The sequence below is a fragment of the Lujinxingia vulgaris genome, assembly GCF_007997005.1.
GTDB lineage: Bacteria > Myxococcota_A > Bradymonadia > Bradymonadales > Bradymonadaceae > Lujinxingia.
On the sequence record NZ_VOSL01000148.1, the window covers coordinates 75,380 to 98,858 of the forward strand.

Annotated in this window: 22 protein-coding genes; 10 read left to right on the forward strand and 12 right to left on the reverse strand. The window is 64.5% G+C overall.

From position 1 onward, the window contains the following. The first annotated feature begins 121 nt into the window (after positions 1–121). Positions 122–712, forward strand: a complete 591-nt coding sequence (locus FRC96_RS21380) for a hypothetical protein (RefSeq protein WP_146977586.1) — start codon at positions 122–124, stop codon at positions 710–712. A 63-nt stretch (positions 713–775) separates the two neighbouring features. Here FRC96_RS21380 and rpoZ read toward each other — a convergent pair whose 3' ends face one another. Beyond that, on the reverse strand, positions 776–1,030 hold the full coding sequence (gene rpoZ / locus FRC96_RS21385) for a DNA-directed RNA polymerase subunit omega (RefSeq protein ID WP_115605144.1): 255 nt from the start codon (positions 1,028–1,030) through the stop codon (positions 776–778). Positions 1,031–1,289: 259 nt separating this feature from the next. On the opposite strand from rpoZ, the gene prmC reads away from it, so the two are divergent. The 3 genes from prmC to FRC96_RS21400 all read left to right on the forward strand — a co-directional run bounded on the left by prmC (position 1,290) and on the right by FRC96_RS21400 (position 4,079). Further along, complete coding sequence (gene prmC, locus FRC96_RS21390; protein ID WP_146977587.1) at positions 1,290–2,186, forward strand: peptide chain release factor N(5)-glutamine methyltransferase; 897 nt, start codon at positions 1,290–1,292, stop codon at positions 2,184–2,186. Positions 2,187–2,206: 20 nt separating this feature from the next. Beyond that, positions 2,207–2,533 (forward strand): (2Fe-2S) ferredoxin domain-containing protein, encoded by a 327-nt coding sequence (locus FRC96_RS21395; RefSeq protein ID WP_146977588.1) that lies wholly within the window; start codon positions 2,207–2,209, stop codon positions 2,531–2,533. A 205-nt stretch (positions 2,534–2,738) separates the two neighbouring features. Continuing rightward, the gene (locus tag FRC96_RS21400; protein WP_146977589.1) at positions 2,739–4,079 is read left to right on the forward strand and encodes a methyltransferase domain-containing protein; all 1,341 of its coding nucleotides are present in this window, start codon (positions 2,739–2,741) and stop codon (positions 4,077–4,079) included. 98 nt (positions 4,080–4,177) lie between these two features. Here FRC96_RS21400 and FRC96_RS21405 read toward each other — a convergent pair whose 3' ends face one another. The 5 genes from FRC96_RS21405 to pssA all read right to left on the reverse strand — a co-directional run bounded on the left by FRC96_RS21405 (position 4,178) and on the right by pssA (position 10,666). Next, positions 4,178–4,735: a helix-turn-helix domain-containing protein gene (locus FRC96_RS21405; RefSeq protein WP_146977590.1), complete on the reverse strand. Its 558-nt coding sequence runs from the start codon at positions 4,733–4,735 to the stop codon at positions 4,178–4,180. Between the two features lie 389 nt (positions 4,736–5,124). Then, entirely contained in the window at positions 5,125–6,078 is a 954-nt protein-coding gene (locus FRC96_RS21410) for an SDR family oxidoreductase (RefSeq protein WP_146977591.1), read from the reverse strand. Continuing rightward, positions 6,075–6,938 carry a lysophospholipid acyltransferase family protein gene (locus tag FRC96_RS21415; protein WP_146977592.1) on the reverse strand — a complete coding sequence of 288 codons (864 nt, stop codon included), beginning with the start codon at positions 6,936–6,938 and terminating at the stop codon, positions 6,075–6,077. The genes FRC96_RS21410 and FRC96_RS21415 overlap by 4 nt, the downstream gene beginning before the upstream one ends. A 58-nt stretch (positions 6,939–6,996) precedes the next feature. Continuing rightward, positions 6,997–9,690 carry a CehA/McbA family metallohydrolase gene (locus tag FRC96_RS21420; RefSeq protein WP_146977593.1) on the reverse strand — a complete coding sequence of 898 codons (2,694 nt, stop codon included), beginning with the start codon at positions 9,688–9,690 and terminating at the stop codon, positions 6,997–6,999. 178 nt (positions 9,691–9,868) lie between these two features. Next, the gene (gene pssA / locus FRC96_RS22545) at positions 9,869–10,666 is read right to left on the reverse strand and encodes a CDP-diacylglycerol--serine O-phosphatidyltransferase (protein WP_230470555.1); all 798 of its coding nucleotides are present in this window, start codon (positions 10,664–10,666) and stop codon (positions 9,869–9,871) included. A gap of 114 nt (positions 10,667–10,780) precedes the next feature. On the opposite strand from pssA, the gene FRC96_RS21430 reads away from it, so the two are divergent. Further along, positions 10,781–11,761 carry a GNAT family N-acetyltransferase gene (locus tag FRC96_RS21430; protein ID WP_146977594.1) on the forward strand — a complete coding sequence of 327 codons (981 nt, stop codon included), beginning with the start codon at positions 10,781–10,783 and terminating at the stop codon, positions 11,759–11,761. A gap of 47 nt (positions 11,762–11,808) precedes the next feature. On the opposite strand, the gene FRC96_RS21435 is transcribed toward FRC96_RS21430, so the two are convergent. The 4 genes from FRC96_RS21435 to FRC96_RS21450 all read right to left on the reverse strand — a co-directional run bounded on the left by FRC96_RS21435 (position 11,809) and on the right by FRC96_RS21450 (position 15,901). Further along, positions 11,809–12,105: a hypothetical protein gene (locus FRC96_RS21435; protein WP_146977595.1), complete on the reverse strand. Its 297-nt coding sequence runs from the start codon at positions 12,103–12,105 to the stop codon at positions 11,809–11,811. Further along, positions 12,105–13,385: a tetratricopeptide repeat protein gene (locus tag FRC96_RS21440; protein ID WP_146977596.1), complete on the reverse strand. Its 1,281-nt coding sequence runs from the start codon at positions 13,383–13,385 to the stop codon at positions 12,105–12,107. The genes FRC96_RS21435 and FRC96_RS21440 overlap by 1 nt, the downstream gene beginning before the upstream one ends. A 68-nt stretch (positions 13,386–13,453) precedes the next feature. Further along, the gene (locus tag FRC96_RS21445; RefSeq protein ID WP_434006985.1) at positions 13,454–14,962 is read right to left on the reverse strand and encodes an acyl-CoA carboxylase subunit beta; all 1,509 of its coding nucleotides are present in this window, start codon (positions 14,960–14,962) and stop codon (positions 13,454–13,456) included. 141 nt (positions 14,963–15,103) lie between these two features. Beyond that, a complete protein-coding gene (locus FRC96_RS21450) occupies positions 15,104–15,901 on the reverse strand; it encodes an enoyl-CoA hydratase-related protein (RefSeq protein WP_146977598.1) in 798 nt (265 codons plus the stop codon). Positions 15,902–16,001: 100 nt separating this feature from the next. Between FRC96_RS21450 and FRC96_RS21455 the strand changes: the two genes are divergently transcribed. Then, on the forward strand, positions 16,002–16,199 hold the full coding sequence (locus FRC96_RS21455; RefSeq protein WP_146977599.1) for a hypothetical protein: 198 nt from the start codon (positions 16,002–16,004) through the stop codon (positions 16,197–16,199). A gap of 122 nt (positions 16,200–16,321) precedes the next feature. Here the strand turns inward: FRC96_RS21455 and FRC96_RS21460 are convergent, their stop codons facing one another. Both FRC96_RS21460 and FRC96_RS21465 read right to left on the reverse strand, forming a co-directional pair. Beyond that, the gene (locus tag FRC96_RS21460; RefSeq protein WP_146977600.1) at positions 16,322–16,825 is read right to left on the reverse strand and encodes a hypothetical protein; all 504 of its coding nucleotides are present in this window, start codon (positions 16,823–16,825) and stop codon (positions 16,322–16,324) included. Positions 16,826–16,924: 99 nt separating this feature from the next. Next, positions 16,925–17,623: a hypothetical protein gene (locus tag FRC96_RS21465; protein ID WP_146977601.1), complete on the reverse strand. Its 699-nt coding sequence runs from the start codon at positions 17,621–17,623 to the stop codon at positions 16,925–16,927. Positions 17,624–17,927: 304 nt separating this feature from the next. Here FRC96_RS21465 and FRC96_RS21470 point away from each other — a divergent pair, with 304 nt between their 5' ends. From FRC96_RS21470 to FRC96_RS21485, 4 genes are all read left to right on the forward strand, one after another. Then, positions 17,928–18,671: a Fic family protein gene (locus FRC96_RS21470; protein ID WP_146977602.1), complete on the forward strand. Its 744-nt coding sequence runs from the start codon at positions 17,928–17,930 to the stop codon at positions 18,669–18,671. A 459-nt stretch (positions 18,672–19,130) separates the two neighbouring features. Further along, complete coding sequence (gene ribA / locus FRC96_RS21475) at positions 19,131–19,787, forward strand: GTP cyclohydrolase II (RefSeq protein WP_146977603.1); 657 nt, start codon at positions 19,131–19,133, stop codon at positions 19,785–19,787. A 145-nt stretch (positions 19,788–19,932) separates the two neighbouring features. Then, positions 19,933–22,092: a 3-hydroxyacyl-CoA dehydrogenase NAD-binding domain-containing protein gene (locus FRC96_RS21480; protein ID WP_146977604.1), complete on the forward strand. Its 2,160-nt coding sequence runs from the start codon at positions 19,933–19,935 to the stop codon at positions 22,090–22,092. Positions 22,093–22,162: 70 nt separating this feature from the next. After that, complete coding sequence (locus FRC96_RS21485) at positions 22,163–23,479, forward strand: acetyl-CoA C-acyltransferase (protein ID WP_146977605.1); 1,317 nt, start codon at positions 22,163–22,165, stop codon at positions 23,477–23,479.

Genomic DNA, 23,479 nt, shown 5'->3' on the forward strand with positions numbered 1-23,479 from the left:
TTTTCGTGCCACCGCCTCCACCTCGCGCTATGCTTGTCTATCCGCCGGGGGACCGACGATCACGCCGGGCGGCGTCGTATCGCGCTGCCCCGGCACCACTTTTGAGTCCGGGAGGTATCGCATGACGGATTCGCCGAACATCCAACAGGTCGCTAACCTGCTCCATTACTTCCGCGCCGAGCTCGCTCAAGCCTTCGACGCCCTCGAGCTCACCACCGCCGACGAGACCCAGACCTACCTGGTCCACCTCCTCGAAGGCTACGCACGCAGCACCGCCGAGAGCGCCCAGGCCATCGGCTTCGACAAACCCGCCGCCTTCATCCTCGGCGAGGCCATGAGCGCCGCTGGCGAGCGCCGCATCGACGCCTACCGGCGCCTGGGCGATGCGAGCCTCTTCTCCTGCGGCTTCTTCGAAGAGCGCCTGGATCGCACGCCCGTCAAGTCCGGCTACTACCGCGACATGGGTCGCGTCGCCTACAGCCGCTTAGGCGAGCTGATGGCCTACAAACAACCGGGCGGCGCCTTTCACATCATCTTCGACGAGCTCACCCGCTGCTTTGACAGCGTGGTCGACGCCTTTCGCCTGCTCTCTCAGCGTCGCCAGCCCGACCATGAGCGCCTCCTGCTTCGTTTCATGCGCGGAAGCGAGCTCGACGTCGACGACTGGCGCCTGCTCGGCGGGCTCCCCGGCAAAGACACCGGCAAAGCCTGAACGCCCGCGGCCTCATCCCATCGCGGCGAGCGCTAAATCAATGGCGCTCGCCGCGACGCAAACTCAGCCTTTCTCGGCCTGCTCGGCGGCCAGCTCGTCGTGGCCCAGCGCCTTGGAGAGCTTGCGCTTGCTCTTCTCATCAAAACGCACAAAGCCGGCGCCGATCTCCCGCAGCGAGTGCACCGCCTCTTTGTTCGACGAGGGGAAGATGCGGTCGTTGCTGCGGCGCAACTCGCGCGCGCGCTGCGTCGCGAGCATCACGAGCGCGAAGCGGTTTTCAATATGCTCAAGGCAGTCTTCAACGGTAACGCGAGCCATACGTACTCCTTCAAAAGATCGTAAGACGATCGTAACTTAAAAAATTCGGGGAATCGCAACACATCCGGCCGCGTCGCAGGGGCCGCGTGCGCTCCAGGTTGGGCGCACCTCAGGCGCACCGATCCGGGCGAACCTTAAGCCCGGGGCATCATCGCGTCAAGCTCTCGGCCTTTTCAGCCGCGCCGATCTCGACTATCAGGAGGGCCTCATTCGACTCGCCCTTTCGGGTTTCACCCCCTCCTCTGCGCGATAGCATCCTATGAGCACCTCCGAGAAGCTCGGCCCTCCCTGGACCATCCTCAAGATCTTACGCTGGACCACCGACTTCCTTGGCGAGCGCGGCGTCGACTCACCGCGGGTCGACGCCGAGGTGCTGCTCTCCTACGCGCTGGATCTGCCGCGCATTCAGCTCTACGCCCAGTTTGATCGCCCGCTCATCGAGAGCGAGCTGGCCACCTACCGCGCCATGATCAAACGCCGCGCCACCGGCGAGCCCGTCGCGTATATCATTGGTGAGCGCGACTTCTGGAGCATCACGCTCAAGACCGACGCCCGCGCGCTCATCCCCCGCCCCGACACCGAGACGCTGGTGGAGGCCGCGCTCAAAGTGCTCCCCACAGCCGACGAGAGTACACGCCTGCGCGTCGCCGACATTGGAACCGGCACCGGCGCCATCGCGCTCGCGCTGGCCACTGAGCGCCCCGATCTGGACCTCGCCGCCACCGACCAGGCCGCCCCCACCCTTGAGCTCGCAAAAGAAAACGCCGACGCCCTGGACCTTTCCGATCGCGTGTCGTTCTTCCAGGGCGATCTGCTCGATGCGCTGCCGGCCGAGTGGCGCTCTCTGGATATGCTGGTGAGCAACCCGCCTTATATCGGCACCACCGAGCGCGAGCAGCTCATGCGCGATGTGCGCGACTTTGAGCCTGAGGGCGCCCTCTTCTCCGGGGAGGACGGCCTCGACATTCTACGGCGCCTGATCCCGGCGAGTTTCAATGCGCTTAAGCCGGGCGCCTTCCTCCTCCTCGAGATCGGATACCGCCAGGGGTCGGCGGTCACCGCGCTCTTAGAAGACGCCGGTTTTGAGGAGATTGCGATTCTACCCGATCTGGCCGGCCATGACCGCGTCGCTCGCGCGCGCCGCCCCGATGCCTGATCTCGACCTCGTTGTTCGCCATGAAGCCTGTCGACACCTCATTCTGCCTCGCCCACCTGCTGGTCTGCGTCAACCAACGCCACAACTCGGCGCTGCCCTGCTGCGCCAGCGGTGACGCCGAGGCCATCTACCAGAAGTTGCGCGCCTGGATCGAAGCGCACGACATGCTCTCCCGCATCTGGATCACGCGAACCGAGTGCCTGGGCTGGTGCCACGTCAACGGCGGCACCGTCGCGATCTACCCCCAGAACATCTGGGTGCGCGCCATGACCCTGGAAGACTGCGACGCCCTGATTGAAGAGCACCTCCAACCTCTTTTGAGCCGCACCTCGCCCCGCGAACGTTAAACACTCCCCATGCTCGGGTCGGCTGCACTTGACGCAACGCGTCACTACCTTGTCTTATAGCGACCGGGAGTTATGCTTCTGCGCCGTATGCCGACGTATAAGGGTGATGCCCCTCCCCGGCCGGCCGCGTGCTGGCTGAGCCCGGCGCGACCACATCGCCCGATTGACTTGCTGATGAGCTGGATCGACGCAAAGGTTTTGACCCATGGCCAAGAAAAAAGAAGACGTCCTCAATGAGCTGACCCGCGTGCGCTTCGTAGGTCCTGCGCTGGCAGAAGAGCTCTACTCCGACCACGGCGTGCGCGATCTTTCGGCGCTCCTCAACCTGGCCCGCGAGGGCGGGCTGACCGAGCTCAACGGCGTCGGCGCCAAAAAAGCCGCGACGATCCTGAGCAGCGTCCAGCGCCTGGTCGACCGCGAGGTTGCGCCCTCGCCATCACGCGCCAACGTCAACGCCAGCGCCACCAGAAAGTCCGCGACGAAGAAAAGCCCAGCCGAGAAAAAGCCGACAAAGAGCGAGAAGCCCAAAAAAGCGAAGACCAAAACACCGGCCCCCGCCAAAGCCCCTGTCTCCGAGAGCACACCGCCCGCTGAGGCCGCCAAAGAGAGCTCCGCAGCGAAGTCCTCCAGTGAAAGCGTCAAAACCAGCCCCGCCGACACAGGTGCCATCGGCAAAGCTGGCGCTCCTAAAAAAGCAGCCAGCACCAAAGCGATGCCCTCGCTTCGCGAGCGCTTCATCAGCACGCTCCGCTGCCCGGCCTGCGGCCATGACACCTTCGAAGTCAGCCTGACCACCATCACCTGTGAGGCCTGCCAGCGTCAGTTCAACCTCCAGGACGACGTGGCCGACCTGGCGCCGCCGCACGCCCCGGATCGCTCGGTCACCCAGAAGTTGATGGAGACCAAATTCTACGCCCAGTTCTACGAAGAGATCATGCGCCCGCGTCTCACCGGCGTGGTCAGCGAGCGCACCATGCGTGAAGAATACCGCCTGGCCGCCGACTACCTCGACTTCGGCGCCGAGACGCGCCTGATCGATGTGGGATGCGGCACGGGCAACTTCACCCGCTACTTCGCCCAGCGCATCGGCCTGGCCGAGACCCGCGAGACCGGCGGCGATCTTCCCCTGGTCGTCGGCATGGACCTCTCCTGGCCCATGCTCGAGACCGCCCGACGCAACATCCGCCGCGAAAACCTCGACGGCCGCGTCTTCTTGATCCGCGGCGACGCCACCCGCATCCCGGTGAGCCGCGCCTCATTCAACCGCCTGCACTGCGCTGGCACGTTGCACCTGCTCAACGACATCGACGAGGCCCTGCGCAACTTCGCGCGCATCCTGGAGCCCGGCGGCATCTGCGTGATCGGCACCTTTATCCTGGGCGAAGGCATGCTGCGCCGCTTTGCCAAGCGCGTCGCCGAGATCCCCACGCGCTTCCACTGGTTCTCCCGCGACGAGCTGCACAAACGCCTGGAGCGCGCCGGATTTGAGATCGTCAGCGACGACGTCGCCGGCGACGCCATCACCATCAAGGCCCGCCGCATCTGACCACGTCGCCACTTCGGGGCAGACGTAGCTGACGTAAAAAAGCCCGCGACCTGAGACGAGGTCGCGGGCTTTTTCCATTCTCAACGAGCCTTTCGCGGCTAGAGCAGCGCGCGTCGCAGCGCCTCCATCACCGCGTCTTCCCCCTCACTACGCGCGACCACCCAGCGTGCCCCGGCCCCGCGAAGGTTCATCGCCTCGACGGCGTCATCGCCACAGATCACAACCATCATCATCCCCTGCAGCTCGTCGTGCTCGCTCACCCTTTTGCATAACGCGTGCACATCAAGCCCCTGAAGGTCGCTGTCGAGCACGGCCACATCGGGCTGCCACTGCCCGATCTTCAGCAGCGCGTCGACCGCGTCCCCGCTGGCGTCGTAGTCCAGCTCGTCGCCAAAACGCGCCCGAACCCGCGCCTCCAATCCCGCGTCGGAGTGCACGACCAACACGCGCCGCTGACGTTGCCGCGCAAAGGGGTTGGGCATGCGGTGGCGGGAGAGAAAGTCATCAAGCACCTGTCGCTCAATGCGAAAGTGCCCCCCGGGGGTGCGAAACGCGCGAAGCTCGCCCTGCTCGATCCAGTTCTTGATCGAGGTGATGTTGGCGTTGCAGATCTTGGCCGCCTCAAACGTCGTATAAACGTCTTTCTCGAGATTCATCGCTACTCGCCTCGCCACATTGCAGCCCCCATCCACGTCTATCTGCGAACCTGCACCGCACTCGCCATGATGATCTGCGCTCTGTGTGTTGCCTGAACGTCAGGCCCCTCGCGCAAAAAACAAGAAGATGACATCTCCTGGCGCGCTACGACACACATCACTGCTCGTCGCGTCATTACGTCCCCCGTTCGGGTCGTGTCTTGAAGACCGACGAAACCGGCATCATTGCGAAAGACTATAGAGAGGCGAATTCGCCATGTCCCGTAAAGAAATGTAGGCCTATGTACGACATCAGGCGACTCGCAACGAAACGATGACCACGGGCCTACCACTCCCCGGCGCCGCTCCCCCCGCTAGTGGGATCAGACGCAGCCCAACGCGCCGCGAACTCAGGGCCTCTGCCCCGGCCGAAGCTCGTGCAGAATGGACTCCAGGTCATGCGAGGGCGCAAAGCCCAGCTGGTTGCGCGCCAGGCTATCATCGACCATGCAGACGTACTTGATATGGTCGAGCTCGGGCACCGGCCAGTCGCTGATTTTCAGCGACCACGCCGTGCTCAACATCATCTTTAACAACGGCTCGGGCATCGGGCGCGGCTCACGCCCCAGCCTCTCCAGAATAAACGAGAGGGGCACCGGCGAGGGCCCCGCAAGGTTAAAGACCCCGCGGATGCCCGGCGTGAGCGCCTTTTCAATGGCGCTGACCACATCCTCCACGTGGATCAGCTGCACCATCGGATCGAACCCCATGATCGTCGGCGGCCGCTCCAGGCGTAGATAGCGGCTGGGCGCATTATTCACACGTCCCACAATATGAACCGGACGCAAAATCACCGTCTCAATCTCGGGATGCCGCCAGAAGAAGGTGTTGCAGAACATATCGAGCGCGATCAGGTCGCGAATCGCCTCGAACTTCTGCCCGCCCATCAACGCGGCGTCTTCTTTCAAGAACTGGTCGTTGCGCGGATCCGGGCCGTAGACATCCGCGCTGGAGAGCACCACCACCTTGGGCACGCGATGCTCCGCGCAGAGCTCGAAGATCTTCTGGGTGCCCACGATGTTAAACTGGTGATGTTCGTCCTGACGACTGCGCGGATCATGCATGATGTTGAGGTGCACCACCGCGTCGAGGCGCTGGCGCCGAAACACATCTTCCACCCGCCGTCGGCGAATATCGACCTGCTCAATATCGACATCCTTGGGCATATGGCGAACCGACCGACGGTCGATGCCCACCACCTCAAAGCGGCGATGCAGCCGTCGCGCGACCGCTCGGCCCAGGTTGCCACCGATCCCCGTAATAAGGACCCGCTCCTTGCGCGGGCGTCGGCTGCGCTGCTTCAAAAGAACACCCCCCGACGCTCCTCAAGCCCGCGCTCGATCATCTGGCTGATGGCCTCGCGAACGCGCTCAACATGGCCGCCCACCACCCGATCTTCCTCATCCGGATCGCCCTCAAAACGAAGCGGCTCCCCAAAGTAGATGCGATACTTCACCGGCAGCGGCAACGCCCCCAGCGGCCCCAGCAGCGGCCAGGTCGGGGTGATCGGGAACGCCGGCATGCCGAGCAGCTTCGCCAGCGACTTCACATCGTAAATCGTCGGCATCTGCTCCTCGGCCCCCACCACGCTCACCGGCACAATGGGCGTGCCCGTGGCCAGCGCCAGGCGCATAAAGCCCAGCCCGAACTCCTGAAGCTGGTAAGCCTTGTCGTAGGTCTTGTTAATGCCGCGCTGCCCCTCCGGAAAGACGAGGATGCAGCCCCCGCGCCGCAGCAAAATGCGCGCGTTCTCGCGGGTGCCCACCACCTGCCCGGCGCGCGCAAAGATCTTGGAGATAAAGGGAAGCGAAGGCACCCAACGCTCCACCATGCTGCGCACCATCCGGGGCGGCGTACGGTCGATGAGCGCGGCGGTGGCGATCATCATCCCGTCGAGCGGGATCTGCCCGGTGTGGTTGGCCACCAGCAGCACCGGACCGGACTCCGGGATGTTCTCAATCCCGAACGTCTCCACCCGAAAGTAGTGGCGGTAAAGCGCGATGGCCGGCGGCGCCACATACTTGAGAAACTCCGGCTCAAACCCGAAGGGGTCATAGCCGTAGCCATTCTGCCCGGCATCCATCGTGCGGATGCGCTCCCAGACGTCCTGTCGGATCGTCTCGATGAGCGCACCGTCGACCTGTTCTTTGACCTTCTGCAACATCCACAACTCGCGCAGCGAGACACCATCAAACCATCACCCGGGCGACACGCGCCCGCCTTCACTCTTCGCAGTAGCCGGTGTTGATCGCCGCTAGGTCCAGCGCGCGCGGACCCGGCGCCTGCCAGGCGTCTTCACCGCTGACCTTCACATAGACCGGGTTGATAAAGCCCAGCGTACGCTCCCCGTAACGCACCGCCCCGGAGGGCGAGGGGCCATCAATCCAGAAGACCACCCAGGAGTCTTCCTCAAAGCTCAGCTCGATCGTCTCCTCGAAGTCGACGCGCGCGCCGGCTTCCGCGCTGCGCTCAAGGGTCTCCACGACCGAACCGTTGACGATCACAAACATGCGCTCAACCTGCGACCAGTCCGGGGTCTGCACGCGCACGCCAAAGCTGACCGTCTCACCGCTTGCGGCCGCAATCTCATCGCCGGGCATCTTCCCGTCGGTGAAGTCGATAAAGGCGTGCGAGCCCACCGTCACACGCTGCGCCAGCACGGCCGCGCGGGCCTCATCGGCCTCGATCTCACCGGGGGCGGCGTCGATGCGCAGGAAGTTGCGCGGCACGCCCGCCTCCCCGTTGGCGCTGTGGCTGTCCGAGTTCCCCAGCCCGGTGACCCGCCGCCCGCTGTTGAGCAACCCGCTCCAGTCGGCGAGCACCTGGCAGACATCGTCAAAGCGGTTGATCACCTCTACCGCGTCCACGTCGGCCACAAAATCTTCATGGGTCACCGCGTCGGGCCCAAGCTCCGGATCGTAGCGCACGTGGTTGAACATCCCCGAGCCATTGCGCGGGTGATTCATCTGCACCAGGGGCGGGTTCTCGAGCTGACGCGCGATCTCCACGATCTCGGGCATCCGGCGGAAGTAGACCTGCCCGTCGGTCTCATCCTCATAGGCGAGCTCAATGGAGCCGCGACCGCGGCGATCCGGGTTGTAGGGGAAGGGGTAGAGGTTGAAGTGCGAGTAGATCGGGGAGATCTCCAGCCCGGGGAAGGTCGAGACGTAGTCGCCCAGGCCCATCTCGGCGATGACACCGCTCAGGTCCGTCACCACCTCATGGTCGGTAGGCACAACAAGCTCCAGCCCCTGGGTGACGTTCTCCAGGACGCGGTCGCGCACATGCACGACGCTGTCGATGCTCGGCTCCATATGCTGGTGGAAGTCCGCGCTGATCCAGCCTTCGGTGTCCACGCCGTGCAACAGCGTGGCGTTGTACTCGGCGGTCTCTCCGGCCACGATCTCCACATCGAGCACCGTGGCGTCGTACTCCGAGCCCCGGGTGAGCACGAGCTGGTAGGTGCCCGCCGGCACCGCTGAGTTCAAGGTGCCGTCTTCGACATAGAGGGTGAAGTCGGCGCCATCGCCCACAAAACGCGCTCTCGCCGGCAGCAGCCCGCCGGTCGTCTCATCGCGAACTTCGAGCGCGATCGCGCCGACCTCGCTGACCTCAAACACAACGTCTTCGCCATCGACCTCAAAGGTGCGCGAGAGGGTGAGCGGCCCGGCAAAGTCGCGCAGCTCGGCGCTAAAACTTGCGCCCTCATCAAGAAGTGCGATGGCCTGACCGGCGGTGTCGGTCGTCACCATCGTCACGGCGTCTTCGCCGGAGGTGATGTAAATCTCGACGCCTTTAACCGGTGCGCCGCCGGCGTCGACCACGCTTAAGGAAACCTCCTGCCAGCCCGGCTCTTCTCCGCGAAGTTCGGCGGCCTGTTGGCGCACTGAATCCAACGTGCCGTCGCCGACCACAAAGAAGTGCCGCACCACGGTGGGCTCGTCCCGCGGGACCTGACCGCTGAAGATGCGCATCTCCGCCCAGGGGATGTCCTGGCTGGAGGCCACCCCCAGTGGCGAGGCGCTCTCTTCAAAGACCAGCCCGAAGCTTCGACCGGCCCCCACCCCGGCGATCCAGGGCATCGCGCCGCGTCCCACGCCAAAGCCCTTGTCGGGCGTCCAGGGGCGTGCGCGGTCGCCGTAGGCCAACCAACTCCCGAGCTGCTGCGAGACGACGCGTTCCCCGGCGGAGCGCGCAAAGGTCACGATCTCCACGTGGGTGGCGTCCGGCGCCAACCGATACTCGGTGATCACCTCCAGCCCCACCCGCGCGCCGAAGCGCTGACCGAGCACACCCGCCAGATGCGCAAGCTCCACATCGGCGCCGGTGACGCGTAGCACGGCCACCCCACCGTCACTTCCGTCGCGCACCACCTCGACCTTATCGGCGGTGGCGGTGCCAAACTCGACCAGAGTCATGACCATGTCGAGCACGTCTTCGCCGCTCTGGTCGACGCGCTGCGCATCGACGAGCTTGCCGCCGGTGAAGGTCTCATAGCGGTTGGTGCTGACCCCCTGGATGCAGACGCGGACCTCGGCGTTACCAAGAATATAATCGCCCTGGCGGCAGTGGCTCCAGATGCCCGAGAAGCCGGTGCCCTCCTCACCCACACGCCAGAGCCGAGCCTCCCCCGCTCCGGGTGCGTCTTCAGGAGCGGCGCTCCCCTGCGGATCGACGCCTTCTTGCTGCGGCACCGGCAGGTACGGATCCTCAATCACACAGGGCTCGCCCGAACACGCCCAGCTCCCCGGATCGCCCACGTCGCCCGCATCCCCGCCATCGCTGGCGTCGTCGCCGGCATCCTCCTCAACATCGGGCGTATCGCTCGGCTCCGGGTCATCGCTGCACCCCACCGCACACATCCCCACCACCATCGCCGCCGCGCAGACGCGCCACATCCCATCGATCGTCATCATCTTCATCGCCTTCCTATCAGGTCATCGGCTCGCAGGTTTGGCCGCTACGATAGCGCATGTGCAGGGGGGCAGAGCAACCATCTTCACGCGTTACCCGTCACGAAAAACGGCGCGTCCCGATTCCGGGACACGCCGCCTTATTCAACCTTGCTGCCAATCCTTGCAAAACCGCCGCGCCTCAGCGCTCGCTGTCGCGCAGATCCTGCAACATCACCTCATCTTCATCGTCCTCGCCAGTTCCGCCGAGCACATTGCGCCCCAGGTCCAGAAGACCGCCGCAGAGCCCCACCACGATGTAGACCGCAGTCACCGCCACCAGCGCCACTCCGGCCTCATAGACCACCGCCAGCGCGGTGACCGCGGCAAGCGTCAGCACGAGCACCAGCGCCGCCGGGCCGCGGAACTTCACGTCTTTGAACGTGCGGTAGCGCACGTTGCTCACCATCAGGCCGCCCAGCAAAAGCGCCACCGCCGCCACACTCTCAGAGGCCCCGGTGGCGATCTGACCGCTGAACGAGACGTGCGCCAGCACCAGAGACGCCACCATCCCGGCAGCCAGCGGCGAAGGAAGCCCCAGAAAATAGCGCGCCGGCCCCTCGCTCTGATTGGCCATCACATTAAAACGCGCCAGGCGCAGCACCGTGCCCGCCGTATACGCGCTCGCCAGCAGAAGCCCGGTAAGCCCCAGCTCGCTCAACCCCCAGTTATACAGCAGGAACGCCGGCGCCACCCCGAAGCTGATCGCGTCGGCCAGGCTGTCGAGCTGCACCCCGAACTCACTCTCGGTGCGCGTCAGCCGCGCCACGCGCCCATCGCAGGTGTCGCACACCATCGAGACCATCACCAGCCAGGCGGCCAGCGTCATCTCCTGGACCCCGGTGGCCGTCGTCGAGAGCTGGATGCTATACATCCCGGCGACGATGCTCGAGAGGGTGAACATATTTGGCAAAATATACTTCGCCCGGCTCAAATCCATGGAACTTCCCCGTTCTTTGGAGGAGACTTGCACCGATCGCAATCGGTGAGCTTTGGCTCGGTGCACAACCGGCTTAGCTTTAGAGAGGGGCTCACTGAAAGTCAAGAGGTCGAGATGCGTGAGATCACCGCCGAAGAGCTGGAGCAGCGCGCCGATGAGTTCGACGCTGCTATCGCCGCGACACCGCAGATTGACCACTTCTGCTCGTCGTCGTTCTGGATTCTGCCGGCCTGGCGAGCGTTTTTGCCGGCCCACACCCTCTGGGCACGCGAATGTGAGAAGGGCTTTGTGGCCCTGGGCGTGGGAAGTGACCACAGCCTGGGCACCTACCTCCACCCGCTGGAGGCGAGCTGGGCGCTGGCCTGCCCTTTCGCCGGAGCCGATGTCGAGGGTCTTGTCGCCGACTTCATCGAGCAGGCGCGCGGCCAGATGCCCGCCTGGAACATCCTCTTTCTCTCCGGAATTGTTCCCGACTCCCTGCATTTTGATCATCTGATCCTGGGCTTTCGCCGCCACTACTCGCTGGGGCTCGGCCCCTCCTCGGTGCGGCGAGTGGCCAGCCTGGAGGAGGGCATCGAGGGCTTTATGCGCCGGCGCACCTCGAAGTTTCGCGCCAACCTGCGTCGCATCCAGCGTCGCGCCGACGAGCGCGGCCTCACCCTGGAGTACCACCACAGCATTGAGCCCGACGCCCAGGCCCATGCCCTGCTCGACCGCGCCCTGGAGCTGGAGCGCCTCAGCTGGAAGGGAGAGGCCGACACCGGCATCATCGACGGCCCCATGAAGGTCTTTTACCGCGACATGCTCCCCAGGCTCGCTCGCCGCGACGCCCTGCGCTTTCTCTTTGTGACCCTCGACGGCGTCGACATCGCCTACTGCTTCGGCGGAGTCTTCAACAACACCTTCCGCGGCCTGCAGATGAGCTACCACGACGACTTCCGCGACGTCTCACCGGGAAGTCTCGCGCAGTTGGCGATGATTGAGCGTCTCTGCGATGAGGGCGTCGCCCACTACGACCTGGGCACCGACATGGAGTACAAAGAGCGCTGGGCCGAAGAAAAACGCGAGACCGTCGCGGTGGTGGTGCGCCGCTGACAGGCCTCGCGTTCGAGAACCTACATCGCTTTTCAGACCAACGTCGCTCAGCCCTCGCCGAACTCCCAGCCTTCAAAAAACTCATGCACCCGCACCATAAGCGCGTAGGTGCCCGTGGCGAGCTGGTCTTCCGATCCCAGCTCGGCCACGGCGCGCTGCGGGCTCTGCACCTCAAGGGGGCAGCCCTGGCCGTTGCCGACCACGATGACCTCATCTTCGACCGAGAGGTCCGGACCGCCGGGCGCGCTCTCCAGCAGCACGCTGGCCTGACCCTCGGCGTCGACCCGCAGCGTCACTTTGAGCGCGTCGCCCTCAAAGAGCACATCTTCCATCACGTCGCTCATCAGGCCTCCGACTTCGGCGCCTGCCCCTGCTGGGGCTGATTGACCTGCACAATCAGGCTGCGCGGCGGACCGCTCATGCCCTCAACCTGCGGAAGTTCAATCTGAATGCGCCCCACCCCGGGGTTCTGCGCCACGATCTCGGGGAGGCGGTCCACCACATCGCGGATCGCCTTCTCGTAACCGGCCGGCGCTTTGCTCGGGTGCCCGAAGAGCTCCGAGAGCAACCCGCGCACGTCAATGGGCTTATTGGGGTTGATCGGGATGTTGCGCACCGGGTTGAGCACCTCGCCATAAACCACACTCGGAAGGCGCGGGCTGCCCTCGGCCTCCTCGCGCAGCGCGAGGGCCTTCTCGGGCTTCTCCAGCATGTCGTAAGCCGAAGCCCGCAGCGCGTAGATGTCCGGCACGTCGCGAATATCGCCGGCGAGGTCCTCGGCGGTCTTCAGCGCGACGATGGCGTCCTCGCCCTGTGCAGCGGTCAGGTGGCAGGCCGCAAGCTGCAGGTAGCCCCAGGGCTTATCGGGCCAGAGCTCAATGGCGCGCTGCGCATCTTCGCTGGCCGCCGCGGTGCTTCCCAGGGTCAGCGAGAGCTGGCTGCGCAGGAGCGCGGCAGGCGCGATCAGATCGGGATCTTCGCCCGCATCGACCAGGGGCTCCAGCACCTCAATGGCCTCCGAAGACTTCTTGGCCAGCGAGAGAATGCGCGCCAGCGTCAGGCGCGACTCCTCATCGCCCGGCTCCAGCTCCACGGCCTTGCGGAAGTCCGGCTCGGCCTGCGCCACATTGCCGCTGGAAAGCATGATGTTGCCGCGGATCGCGTAGGGCTGCGCCTCCTCACCATCGAGTTCAATGGCGCGCGCCACATCAAGCAGAGACGCCCGGAAGAAGCCCAGCGACTCGTGCACCATCGCCCGGCCCACCACCGCCGTCCACAGCTCCCCGTCGGCACGCACCGCCGCGTTAAACGCCGCGCGCGCCTCTTCAAACGCGTCCGCCTCATAGTGGGCATAACCCTCAAACGCCAAGAGCTGCGCGCGCGCCTCGTCGCTCTCCACGCGCTTGAGCGCGTCCTGAACGGCAAACACACACTCCTGGGCGTCACCGCCCTCCAGCGCCAGTTCCGCGCGCAACACCAGCAAGGTGTCGTCGCTTCCGTAGGTCTCCAGCGCCTGCTCAATGGCCTCTTCGGCCTCCTGAAGCTGGCCCTCAGCGATCAACTCATCAATAGCGGCGATTGCCTCTTCCTGCGTCGGCCTGTCGGCCTGGTCGCTCTGCGACATCGAACCCTCGTCTTGCACTGTTATGCCACGTTAAAGAGGGGGCCAGGCCCCCAAAAACGGACCCGCCATCACACCGGAATTACACCGTGCTTCTTATCGGGCCAGTCCTTCTTCTTGGTCTGGTACACCGCCAGGCGGCGCTTGAGCTCATCGCGAAGCTGATGCTTGGTGATGATCTCGTCGACCACAAGCTCACTGGCCAGGCGGTAGATGTCGATATCTTCTTTGTACTCCTGGCGAAGCTGCTCAACATACGCCGGGCGATCCTCTTCGGCCATCGCCTCGATCTTGCGGGCGTAGACGGCGTTGACGGCCGCCTCCGGCCCCATCACCGCGATCATCGACTCGGGCAGCGCCAGGCAGGCGTCCGGCTCAAAGCCCGGCCCGCACATCGCGTAGAGCCCGGCACCGTACGCCTTGCGCACCACCACCGAGATCTTGGGCACCGTCGCCGCACTCATCGCCGAGATCAACTTCGCGCCGTGACGAATGATGCCCTCCCGTTCGACCTTCGTGCCGATCATAAAGCCGGGCACGTCCGCCAGAAACACCAGCGGGATGTTGAACGCGTCGCACAATGAGATAAAGCGCGCGCCCTTATCGGCCGAGTCCACAAAGAGCACGCCGCCCTTCCACTTGGGCTGGCTGGCGATAATCCCCACCGGGCGCCCGCCGATGCGCGCAAAGCCGGTGAGCAGCTCCTGGGCGAACTTCTTCTTGATCTCCAGAAACTCCGAGTCGTCGACAAGGTGCTTGATGACCTTGCGCATATCGAAGGGCTTGTTCTGGTTGACCGGGATCAGCTCATCGAGCGTCTTCTTCTGCGGCTGTGGCTCTACCGCCTCGTTGAGCGGCGCGGGTTCGTGGCAGTTTGAGGGGAAGTAGGCCAGGTAATCTTTGCAGAACGCGATGGCCTCATCTTCGTCTTTGGCCAGCACGTCGCCGCAGCCCGAGACCGAGCAGTGCATCTTCGCGCCGCCCATCTCCTCCAGGGTCACCTTCTCACCAATGACCATCTCGGCCATGCGCGGCGAGCCCAGGTACATCGAGGCGTTGCCATCGACCATCACCACCACGTCACAGAACGCCGGGATGTACGCACCGCCGGCGGCCGAAGGACCAAAGAGCAGGCAGACCTGGGGGATAAAGCCCGAGAGGCGCACCTGGTTATAAAAGATCTTCCCGGCGCCGCGGCGCCCGGGGAACATCTCCAGCTGGTCGGTGATGCGCGCGCCGGCCGAGTCGATCAGGTAAATCAGCGGGATGCGCAGGTTCTCGGCGGTCTCCTGCATACGAATGATCTTCTCGACGGTGCGCCAGCCCCAGGAGCCAGCCTTAACCGTGGAGTCGTTGGCGATCAGCGCCACGCGCCGCCCGCCGATCTTCCCGATGCCCGTGACCACGCCGTCGGCCGGAAGATCGCCGGCAAGCACGTTGGCAAAGGCGCCGTCCTCAACTTCAAGGCCGGCGTCGAGCAGACGCTTGATGCGCTCGCGCACAAAGAGCTTCCCGACCTGCGCGGCCCGCTCGTGGTATTTGGGCGCGCCGCCCTCCTCGATCGTCTCGCGGCGCTCCATCACCTGCTGGTCCAGCTCGCTGAAGTCGGGGGTTTTGGTCTCGGGCACATCACTCATAAAGACTCCCTGGTACGCGTTGCGGCGCCGCAACGCGGCGCGCTTCATCCAATGATTGTTGCGGGTCGCACAGAGCGGCTCGCCTTACTTTCCTTTGAAGTTCGGGGCGCGCTTCTCTTTAAACGCGGCCAAACCTTCCAACCGATCTTCGGTTGGCAAGGTCACCGCGTAGGCCGCGCTCTCCAGGGCCAGCCCGGAGTGCAGATCGACCTGAGCGCCGGTGTCGATCGCCAGCTTCGCCTGCTTCAGCGCGATCGGCGCCGAGAGCAGCATCTCGCCGGCGAGCTCACGAGCGCGCTCCAGGAGCTGGTCTCCGGGCACCGCGTCGTTGACCAGCCCGTACGACTTCGCCTCGGTGCCGCTCAGACGGCGCGCCGTAAAGATCAGCTCTTTGGCCCGCGCCGCCCCCACCAGGCGCGTCAGGCGCTGGGTGCCGCCTGCGCCCGGGATGATGCCTAAACGAAGTTCCGTCAGCCCGATCTTGGTCGCCTCATCCACAAGACGAAGGTCGCAGGCCAGCGCCAGCTCCAACCCACCGCCGAAGGCATAGCCGTTGATGGCGCAGATCGTCGGTTTGGGAACTTCGGCCACCGCGTTAAAACACTGATGGTAGTCGTCGATGCGCTTTCGCACCTGCGCCTCACTCATGGTGCGGCGCTCGGCCAGATCCGCCCCGGCACAAAACGCACGCCCGGTAGCGGTGAGGATCACCACCCGCACCGAGTCGTCGTGGCGGAGCGCATAAAAGGTCTCCCACAACGCGTCGACCAGCTCACCGTTGAGCGCGTTCATCGAATCGGGTCGATCGATGGTCAGGGTGCAGATCCCCTGCGCGTCCTGCTCGCGCCTGAGCACATCGTAGGCTAGGTTGGTCGAACCCATAGGTCTTGCTCCCGGTCGTCGAAGTTGCGGCCGACCATCCGACATTCCAGGTTGAAGGTCGACCTTTTTCTGGCTCTCAGCCTGCGCTAAACTTTCAGCTATGACGACAAATCGCAAGGAAAAACGCCGCCCTCGTCCTACCCCCTCGCCACGCCTGGCCGACCACCTGCCGGTGCGTCACAGGCCCACCGAGCTGGTCGATCCCGATGACGTCGGAGCCCGCGCGGTGGTGGAGCAGGCCGCCCGCGTCTATTACGGCGCCTGCCGCCGCCTGGCCCGCTGGCTCAACGGCGGCTGAGCAAAGACGTCACACCCATCAAAAAGAGCCCGCCCCGCGAATCTCGCAGGGCGGGCTCTTTTTTATCCTCGAGAAGATGCCGACTCGCCACAGCGATGACACCTTCCTCGTCTCAAGGCGCCTTAGAGGTAGAAACGAATATGCGCCCCGCCGGTGATGAAGAAGTACGCACCGCGGTAGATCTCAATGCCCGGGCGCAGCTCCAGAACGATGTCGATCGGCACCGAGGGGAAGATAAACTCCAGACCCGCCACGCCGTGCGCAAAGGCACTCAAGCGGCCGGAGCCCCACGTGGCCACCGCGCCACCGAAACCCAGGTTCCAGGCCAAAACCAGCGGGTCTGCCTGCACCAGCGCGTCCTGGTTGAAGAGCAGGTCGACGCTCGCCCCGAACCCGCCGTAACGATCATATCGGCTGTAGCCGTAACCCCAGCGCGAACCGATGACGCCCTGAATCGCCGTATTGCCCTGGAAGGCTTTGAGCGAGATACCCGATACGGCCGTGCCATTACCCAGACCAATACCAAATCCACCCGGGATGCGACCGCCGCCTTCCTGCGCCATCGCCGGCGTCGAGAGCAGCGCCAGGGCGAACATCAACACACCGATCAACGTCAACTTCTTCATTCAGCAACCTCCATGGTCATTCGAAACATACGTCTTCGGAGCGCTCGTCATCCTCCTGAGCACTCTCCGAAGAGATATCACCCCCTGAATTTAGTCAACTCAATCCTTTGTAACGTCGCGTGCGCCCTCGCCCTGCACGCGCGCGCCTGAGCCCTGCTGCATCTCTACAGGCTCCAGCCCCTCATAGCGCCTGGCCGCATAGATCAGCGCCTCCTCGAGCCCGCGCTCGCTGGTGGCATCATCGGCCCGAGGGATGCGCCAGCTGGCGCGCAATCCCCAGAACTTAAAGGGCTCCACATCCACCGTCGATGACGTCACCCCTGGCCACTCCACCGCCGAGGTAAAGGGCTCACAGGGCTGGCCAGCCTCGCGCAGCCTGCGCGCCTGCCAAGTGTGCGACATGATAATCGGCCCGCTACGCCCCACCGCCACAATGTAGGTCTGCGTCCACTCTCGCCGCTGATCCACAAGCCCGGCGACGCGCCCCGACGCCTCCTTATACACATCGAACACAAGCGGCGAGTCCAACCCCAAAAGCTCGCCATCAAGGCGCAGCGTCTCCCCGAGTCCGTCCAGGGCTTCAAGCGCGTAATCCCCGGTCGACATCGCCCGGTCCAGCTTGCGCGCTGCGCTGCGCGCGTAGCTCTCCATGAAAAGATCGCAGCTGCTGCGCTCCTCGACCGCAGGCTCGGCCTGCGCGCGGGCCTCGTCGCCTGCCCACACCATGACCAGCACAAGCGCCACCACGCATGAAGCAGCCCCCACCCGAGCGCTCTTTTGTTTCGTGCCACCTGCCATCTTGACCTTCCTGCCTTCGACCACCGGGCCCAACGCCCCCGTCAGGGGTAAACCTAGCACACCCTCAGACGTCATCCCATCAACGCCCCTCCCCTCGTCGTTCAAGACGTTGACCTCTCCCCTTATATTCGCTCCGGCGGGCCGTGCCGAAAAAAACATCCGAAAACTTTTGATCTGCGACGACCGCCCCGCTAGGCTTGTGTGCAGGTTGGTTGGTCCCTCGTGGGCCAGACCGATGTTCATCCCGGGAGCGCTCTGGAGTGTTGGGGAACACCCGCCGCCGCGATGAACACCGGAGGCACGCATGAACCTGACCTACCTGGAAGTCGACCACCAACGGTCGATCTATAACGCCATGCCCGACGAGCTGCGCGCGACGTTTATGGAGCGCCTCAAGCTGTGCTGGCTTTATCACGATCACGCCCTCGAAGGCGTCGTGCTCTCGTCCGAGGAGATCTCCCGGGCGCTGGAGCGCATGCCCTGCCGCACCCACTGCGAGAGCGTCACGCAGCACGGCCTGCGCGCCCTCTACGACGCCATCGATTTTATTCACGCCAGCGCCGAGCGCGGCGATGAGCTCAGCGTCGACTGGCTGCGCGAGCTTCACCAGATGCTCTGCATGCCCGGCGACGACGCCGGCGGCCGCTACCGCAAACGCGACACCTCGCCGGGCGTCTATCACCTGACCGTGGCACCGGCGAGTAGCATCTCGTACCACTTCCATAAGTTTATGGATGTGTATGAGGAGGAGCTGCGCGCGCTGCACCCCATCCGCCAGGCCGCCCTGGCCCACTGGGAGTTCATGCGCGTCTTTCCCTTCGATGAGCGCACCGGCATCGTCGGCCGCCTGATGCTCAACTTCCTGCTGATCAAACACCGCTTTCCGCCGGCGATTGTGCACGGCTGCGATCGTCACACCTACTTCGCCGCGCTCAACGGCCATCGCAACGACATGGTCCCGGTGACCATCGACGCGATCCGCGCCACGCTTCAGGCCGCAAAGACCTTTCAGCGCCAGGCCCAGCCCGCCCACCAGATGGCCCTCTGAGCCCGAGCGGCCTCCGCTCCCGCCATAGCCTCACCCGCACGGTGAACACCCTCTGAACACCCCATGAACACCCCCCGGACACCCGGGGGGTTCTTTATTTGCCAAACCCTGCGGCTTGACCTTCCCTCAAGGGTGCTCAAAACCTATTCAGCACCGGTTGAGCAGCGACCTTTTTCGTCACACGGGGAAGAAGGCTGACTCACCATCCGTTGACAAGGGCGGAGTTGACAGAGTTGAAGCGCACGTTAAGGTTGCGCGGCGCTCTGCCCGGCCGCACGCGCCGGGATGTTCAACGCCTCCGGCTACGCTGCCGCACGTCAGGCAGTTCAGCGGAGTCGATTGTCGCCTAAAGAAGATGTGGCCTTGCGCTCGGACGCCGGGCCCATCGTCGACAATCGGTGTGTATTACGGGTGGTCTCATGGAGAGGCCGCGACGATCACGCGCGATGGGAGTAATCGATGTCTATCAAGTTAAAAAGCGCCGCCAACTTTGTTCAGCCCCCCAATCCTTCGGCCAATGACACCTTGAACGTGCACGTCGAACATTTCGCCACCGCCGAGCTCCCCACCCGCTACGGGAAGTTCCGCATCGTGGCCTTCAAAAACGACGTCGACGGCAAGGACCACATCGCGGTCGTTCAGGGCGAGGTGGCCGGCAAGCGTGGTGTGCTCACCCGCATCCACAGCGAGTGCCTCACCGGGGACGTCTTCGGCAGCCTCAAGTGTGACTGCGGCCCGCAGCTCAACGCCGCGCTCGAAGAGATCGCCGAGCAAGATGCCGGCATCATCCTCTACATGCGCCAGGAGGGCCGCGGCATCGGGCTGGCCAACAAGATCAAGGCCTACAGCCTCCAGGATCAGGGCATGGACACCGTTGAGGCCAACGAGCATTTGGGCTTCGACGACGATCTTCGCGATTACAGCATCTCGGCCAAAATGCTCGAGATCCTGGGCGTGGAGAGCATCGTCCTGATGACCAACAACCCCTCCAAGGTCGATGGTCTCGAAGACGCGGGCATCGTCATCGACGAGCGCCGCCCCATCAAGACCATCCCCAACCCGCACAACTACAACTACCTGGAGACCAAGCGCATTAAGAGCGGCCACCTGCTCTAAGCTGCTCGCTTGAGCTCCCACAGACTTGCCGCAGGCGCGGCGGTGTCTAAAGATTGCCCCACTCGCACTCACTGCGGTCGGGGCTTTTCTTTTGTCTGCGGCCTGCGCTTATGGCTTCACTGTTTGCATGGAAGGATCTCTGCTTATGGCTTCCTCCTCCACCTCTTATGTGCGCCATCACATCGAAGACGGCCTGGCGCACGTCGAGATCGACGTCGACGGACAGTCGGTTAATACCCTCTCCACCCCGATGATCGAGCGTTTTGAAGCGCTCCTCGACGAGCTCGAGACAAGCTCGGACGTCGAGGGGGTGATCATCACCAGCGCCAAGACCGACAACTTCGTGGCCGGCTTCGACATCGAGGAGCTGCAGGGCTACGAGCACGACCCGGACGCGCTGCGCGCCCTGGTCAAACGCGGCCAGGCGCTGATGGCCCGGCTTGAAGCGCTGCGTGTGCCGGTGGTGGCTGCCATCGACGGCAGCTGCCTGGGCGGAGGGCTGGAGCTTGCGCTGGCCTGCGATGCGCGCATCACCACCGAGAACCCCCGCAGCGTCTTCGGGCTGCCGGAGGTCATGCTGGGGCTTATCCCGGGCGGTGGGGGCACCCAGCGCTTGCCCCGCCTCATCGATCTCTCCCAGGCCCTCGATCTGATCCTCACCGGTCGCCAGATCAACGCCCGCAAAGCCCTGAAAATCGGGCTGGTCGACGATGTGGTCCACCCGGGCATCCTGCTCGAGGTGGCCCGCGAAAAGGTCCGCAAGCTCGCAACTGAACCCGGGGCTGGCCCGAGCCTCGGCGACAACCTTGAGGAAGCCTTCAACGACCCGGTCAAGCTGGCCGCACGCACCCCGGCCCGACGGCTCATCTTCAGCCGCGCCCGGGAGCAGGTCCTCAAGGAGAGCGGCGGCAACTACCCCGCGCCTCTCAAAGCCCTCGATGTCATTGAGACCGGCTTCTCCGAGGGCTTTGAGGCCGGCCTGCGCGCCGAGGGCGAAGCCTTCACCGAGCTTGTGCGATCGCCCGAAGCAAGAAACCTCATGAACATCTTTTTCATGCGCCAGGAGGTCAACAAAGACCGCGTGGTCGACGGACGCGTCAAACCTCGCGAGATCACGCGTCTGGGCGTGATCGGCGCTGGCCTGATGGGCGCGGGCATCGCCCAGGTGGCCGCCTACAACGGCACCAACGTGCGTCTCAAAGACGCCAGCGCCCCGGGGCTGGGCTGGGGCATGAACTACATCGATGACCTGCTCAAAAAAGCCGCGCGCCGCAAAAAGATCAGCGAGGCCCAGGCCGACATCGCCCTGGGGCGCGTCGCCCCCACCCTCACCTACGAAGGACTTGAGCGCTGCGAGATCGTGATCGAGGCGGTCTTTGAAAACAAAGAGCTCAAGCAGTCGATCCTCGCGGAGCTCGAAGCCCTGGGAAACGCCGACCAGATCGTTGCCAGCAACACCTCGACCATCCCGATCAAAACGATCGCAAAGAAGAGCAAACGTCCCGAAAACGTGCTGGGCATGCACTTCTTTAGCCCCGTGCACAAGATGCCCCTGCTCGAGATCATTCGCACCGAGAAGACCTCGCCAAAAGCCCTGGCCACCGCCCTGGCGTACGGCCGCGAGCTGGGGAAGACCTGCATCGTGGTCGACGACGGCCCGGGCTTCTTCACCAGCCGCGTCATCGGCGCCTACATCAATGAGGCCGGCTGGATCTTGCAGGAGGGCGGTAGGATCGACGAGATCGACGCCGCCATGCGCAGCTTCGGTTTCCCCGTGGGCCCGCTCAAGCTCGTCGATGAGGTGGGCATGGACGTGGCATTAAAGGCGGCCGGCGTGCTTCAGGAGGCGTTTCAAGAGCGCTGGGACGCCCCCGAAGGCCTGCGCATCCTGGCCGAGCAGGGGCGCAAGGGTCGCAAAAACAAACGCGGCTTCTACGACTACGCCTCCGGCGACTCCCGAGCCCCCGACACCACCGTCTACGAGGCGCTGCCCGGCGGCGCGACGCGCCGCCACATCGACGCCGAGACGATCACACGACGTTGCTGGCTGGCGATGCTCAACGAATGCGCCTACGCCCTGGACGAGGGCATCATCCGCTCACCGCGTGACGGCGACATCGGCGTGATCTTCGGGCTGGGCTTCCCTCCCTTCCGCGGTGGCATCTTCCGCCACGCCGATGAGGTGGGCCTGGGGTGGGTCGTCGACACCCTGCACACCCTGGCCGGCCAGCATGGCGAGCGACTTCGCCCGGCCCCGATTCTTGAGCGCATGGCCGAGAAGGGGGAGCGCTTCTACAACGCCTGAAGACGCGCATGATCCCACCCCATCCGGCAACGCCAACAACGCTGACTCTGAAGATCAACGAGCCCTCATTATGGCAAAACGTAACTCCAACTCCTCGGCCGCGCTCGGCGGCAACGATCGCGTCGCGATCGTCGCCGGCGTACGCACCCCCTTCGCCCGCGCCTGGACGGCCTTCAAACACTGGAACGAGGCCGACCTGGGTCGCGCGGTGGCCAACGAGCTCCTCAACCGCGTCGACATCGACCCCGAGCTCATCGACGAGCTGATCTTTGGCTGCGTCTCCGCGCCGATGGACGGCCCCAACGTCGGTCGGGAGGTCGTGCTGCGCAGCCAGCTCCCCAAACACATCCCCGCGTCGACCGTGCAGATGTACTGCGCGTCGAGCGCCTACGCCGCCGTTCAGGGCATCAACGCGCTTCTGTTGGGAACCTCCGAGGTCGTGATCGCCGGCGGGGTCGAGTCGATGAGTTCGGCTCGCGCGCGCTTCAGCCTGGGTTTGAGCCACGCACTGCAGGATGTCTCCAAGGCACGCAACATCCAGGATCGCCTCAAAGCGCTCTCGCAAATCAAAGCCGGCGACCTGCTCCCCGAGCAGCCCGCCATCGAAGAGCCCACCACCGGCAAGTCGATGGGCGAGTCGGCCGAAGACATGGCGAAGCAATACGGCATCGGTCGCCAGGAGCAGGATGAATACGCCGAGCTCACCCACCACCGCGCCGCTGCGGCCTATGAGGCGGGCCACTTCCCCGAGGTCATGCAGGTCTTGCATGGCGAGGACTTCGACCAGGTCATTGAGCGCGACAACAACGTGCGCGCCGACACCACCGTCGAGCGCATGGCGCGCCTCAAGCCGGTCTTCGATCGACGCCACGGCACCGTCACCGCCGCCAACGCCTCACCGCTCACCGATGGTGCCTCAGCGGTGCTCCTGATGCGTGAGAGCCGCGCCAAAAAGCTCGGCCTCACGCCGATGGCCTTCGTGCGCTCCTACGCTCAGGTGGGCATCGATATCCAGCGCCACAACCTCTTGCTTGGCCCCACCCTGGCCACCCCCATCGCCTTTGAGCGCGCGGGCGTCTCGCTCAACGACATGGATCTGGTGGAGATGCACGAGGCCTTCGCCGCGCAGGTTTTGGCCAACATCAAGATCTGGAAAGATAAAGCGCTCTGCGAGCGTCTGGGCCTCGACGAGGCCATTGGCGAGGTCGATATGGACACCTTCAACGTCCACGGCGGCTCGGTCGCGCTCGGCCACCCCTTCGGTGCTACCGGCACTCGCATCATCACCCAGCTCGCCGGCGAGCTGCAGCGCCGCGACAAAAACCTGGGGCTTCTGACGATGTGCGCCGCCGGCGGACTGGGGCTGAGCATGGTCCTGGAGCGCTGA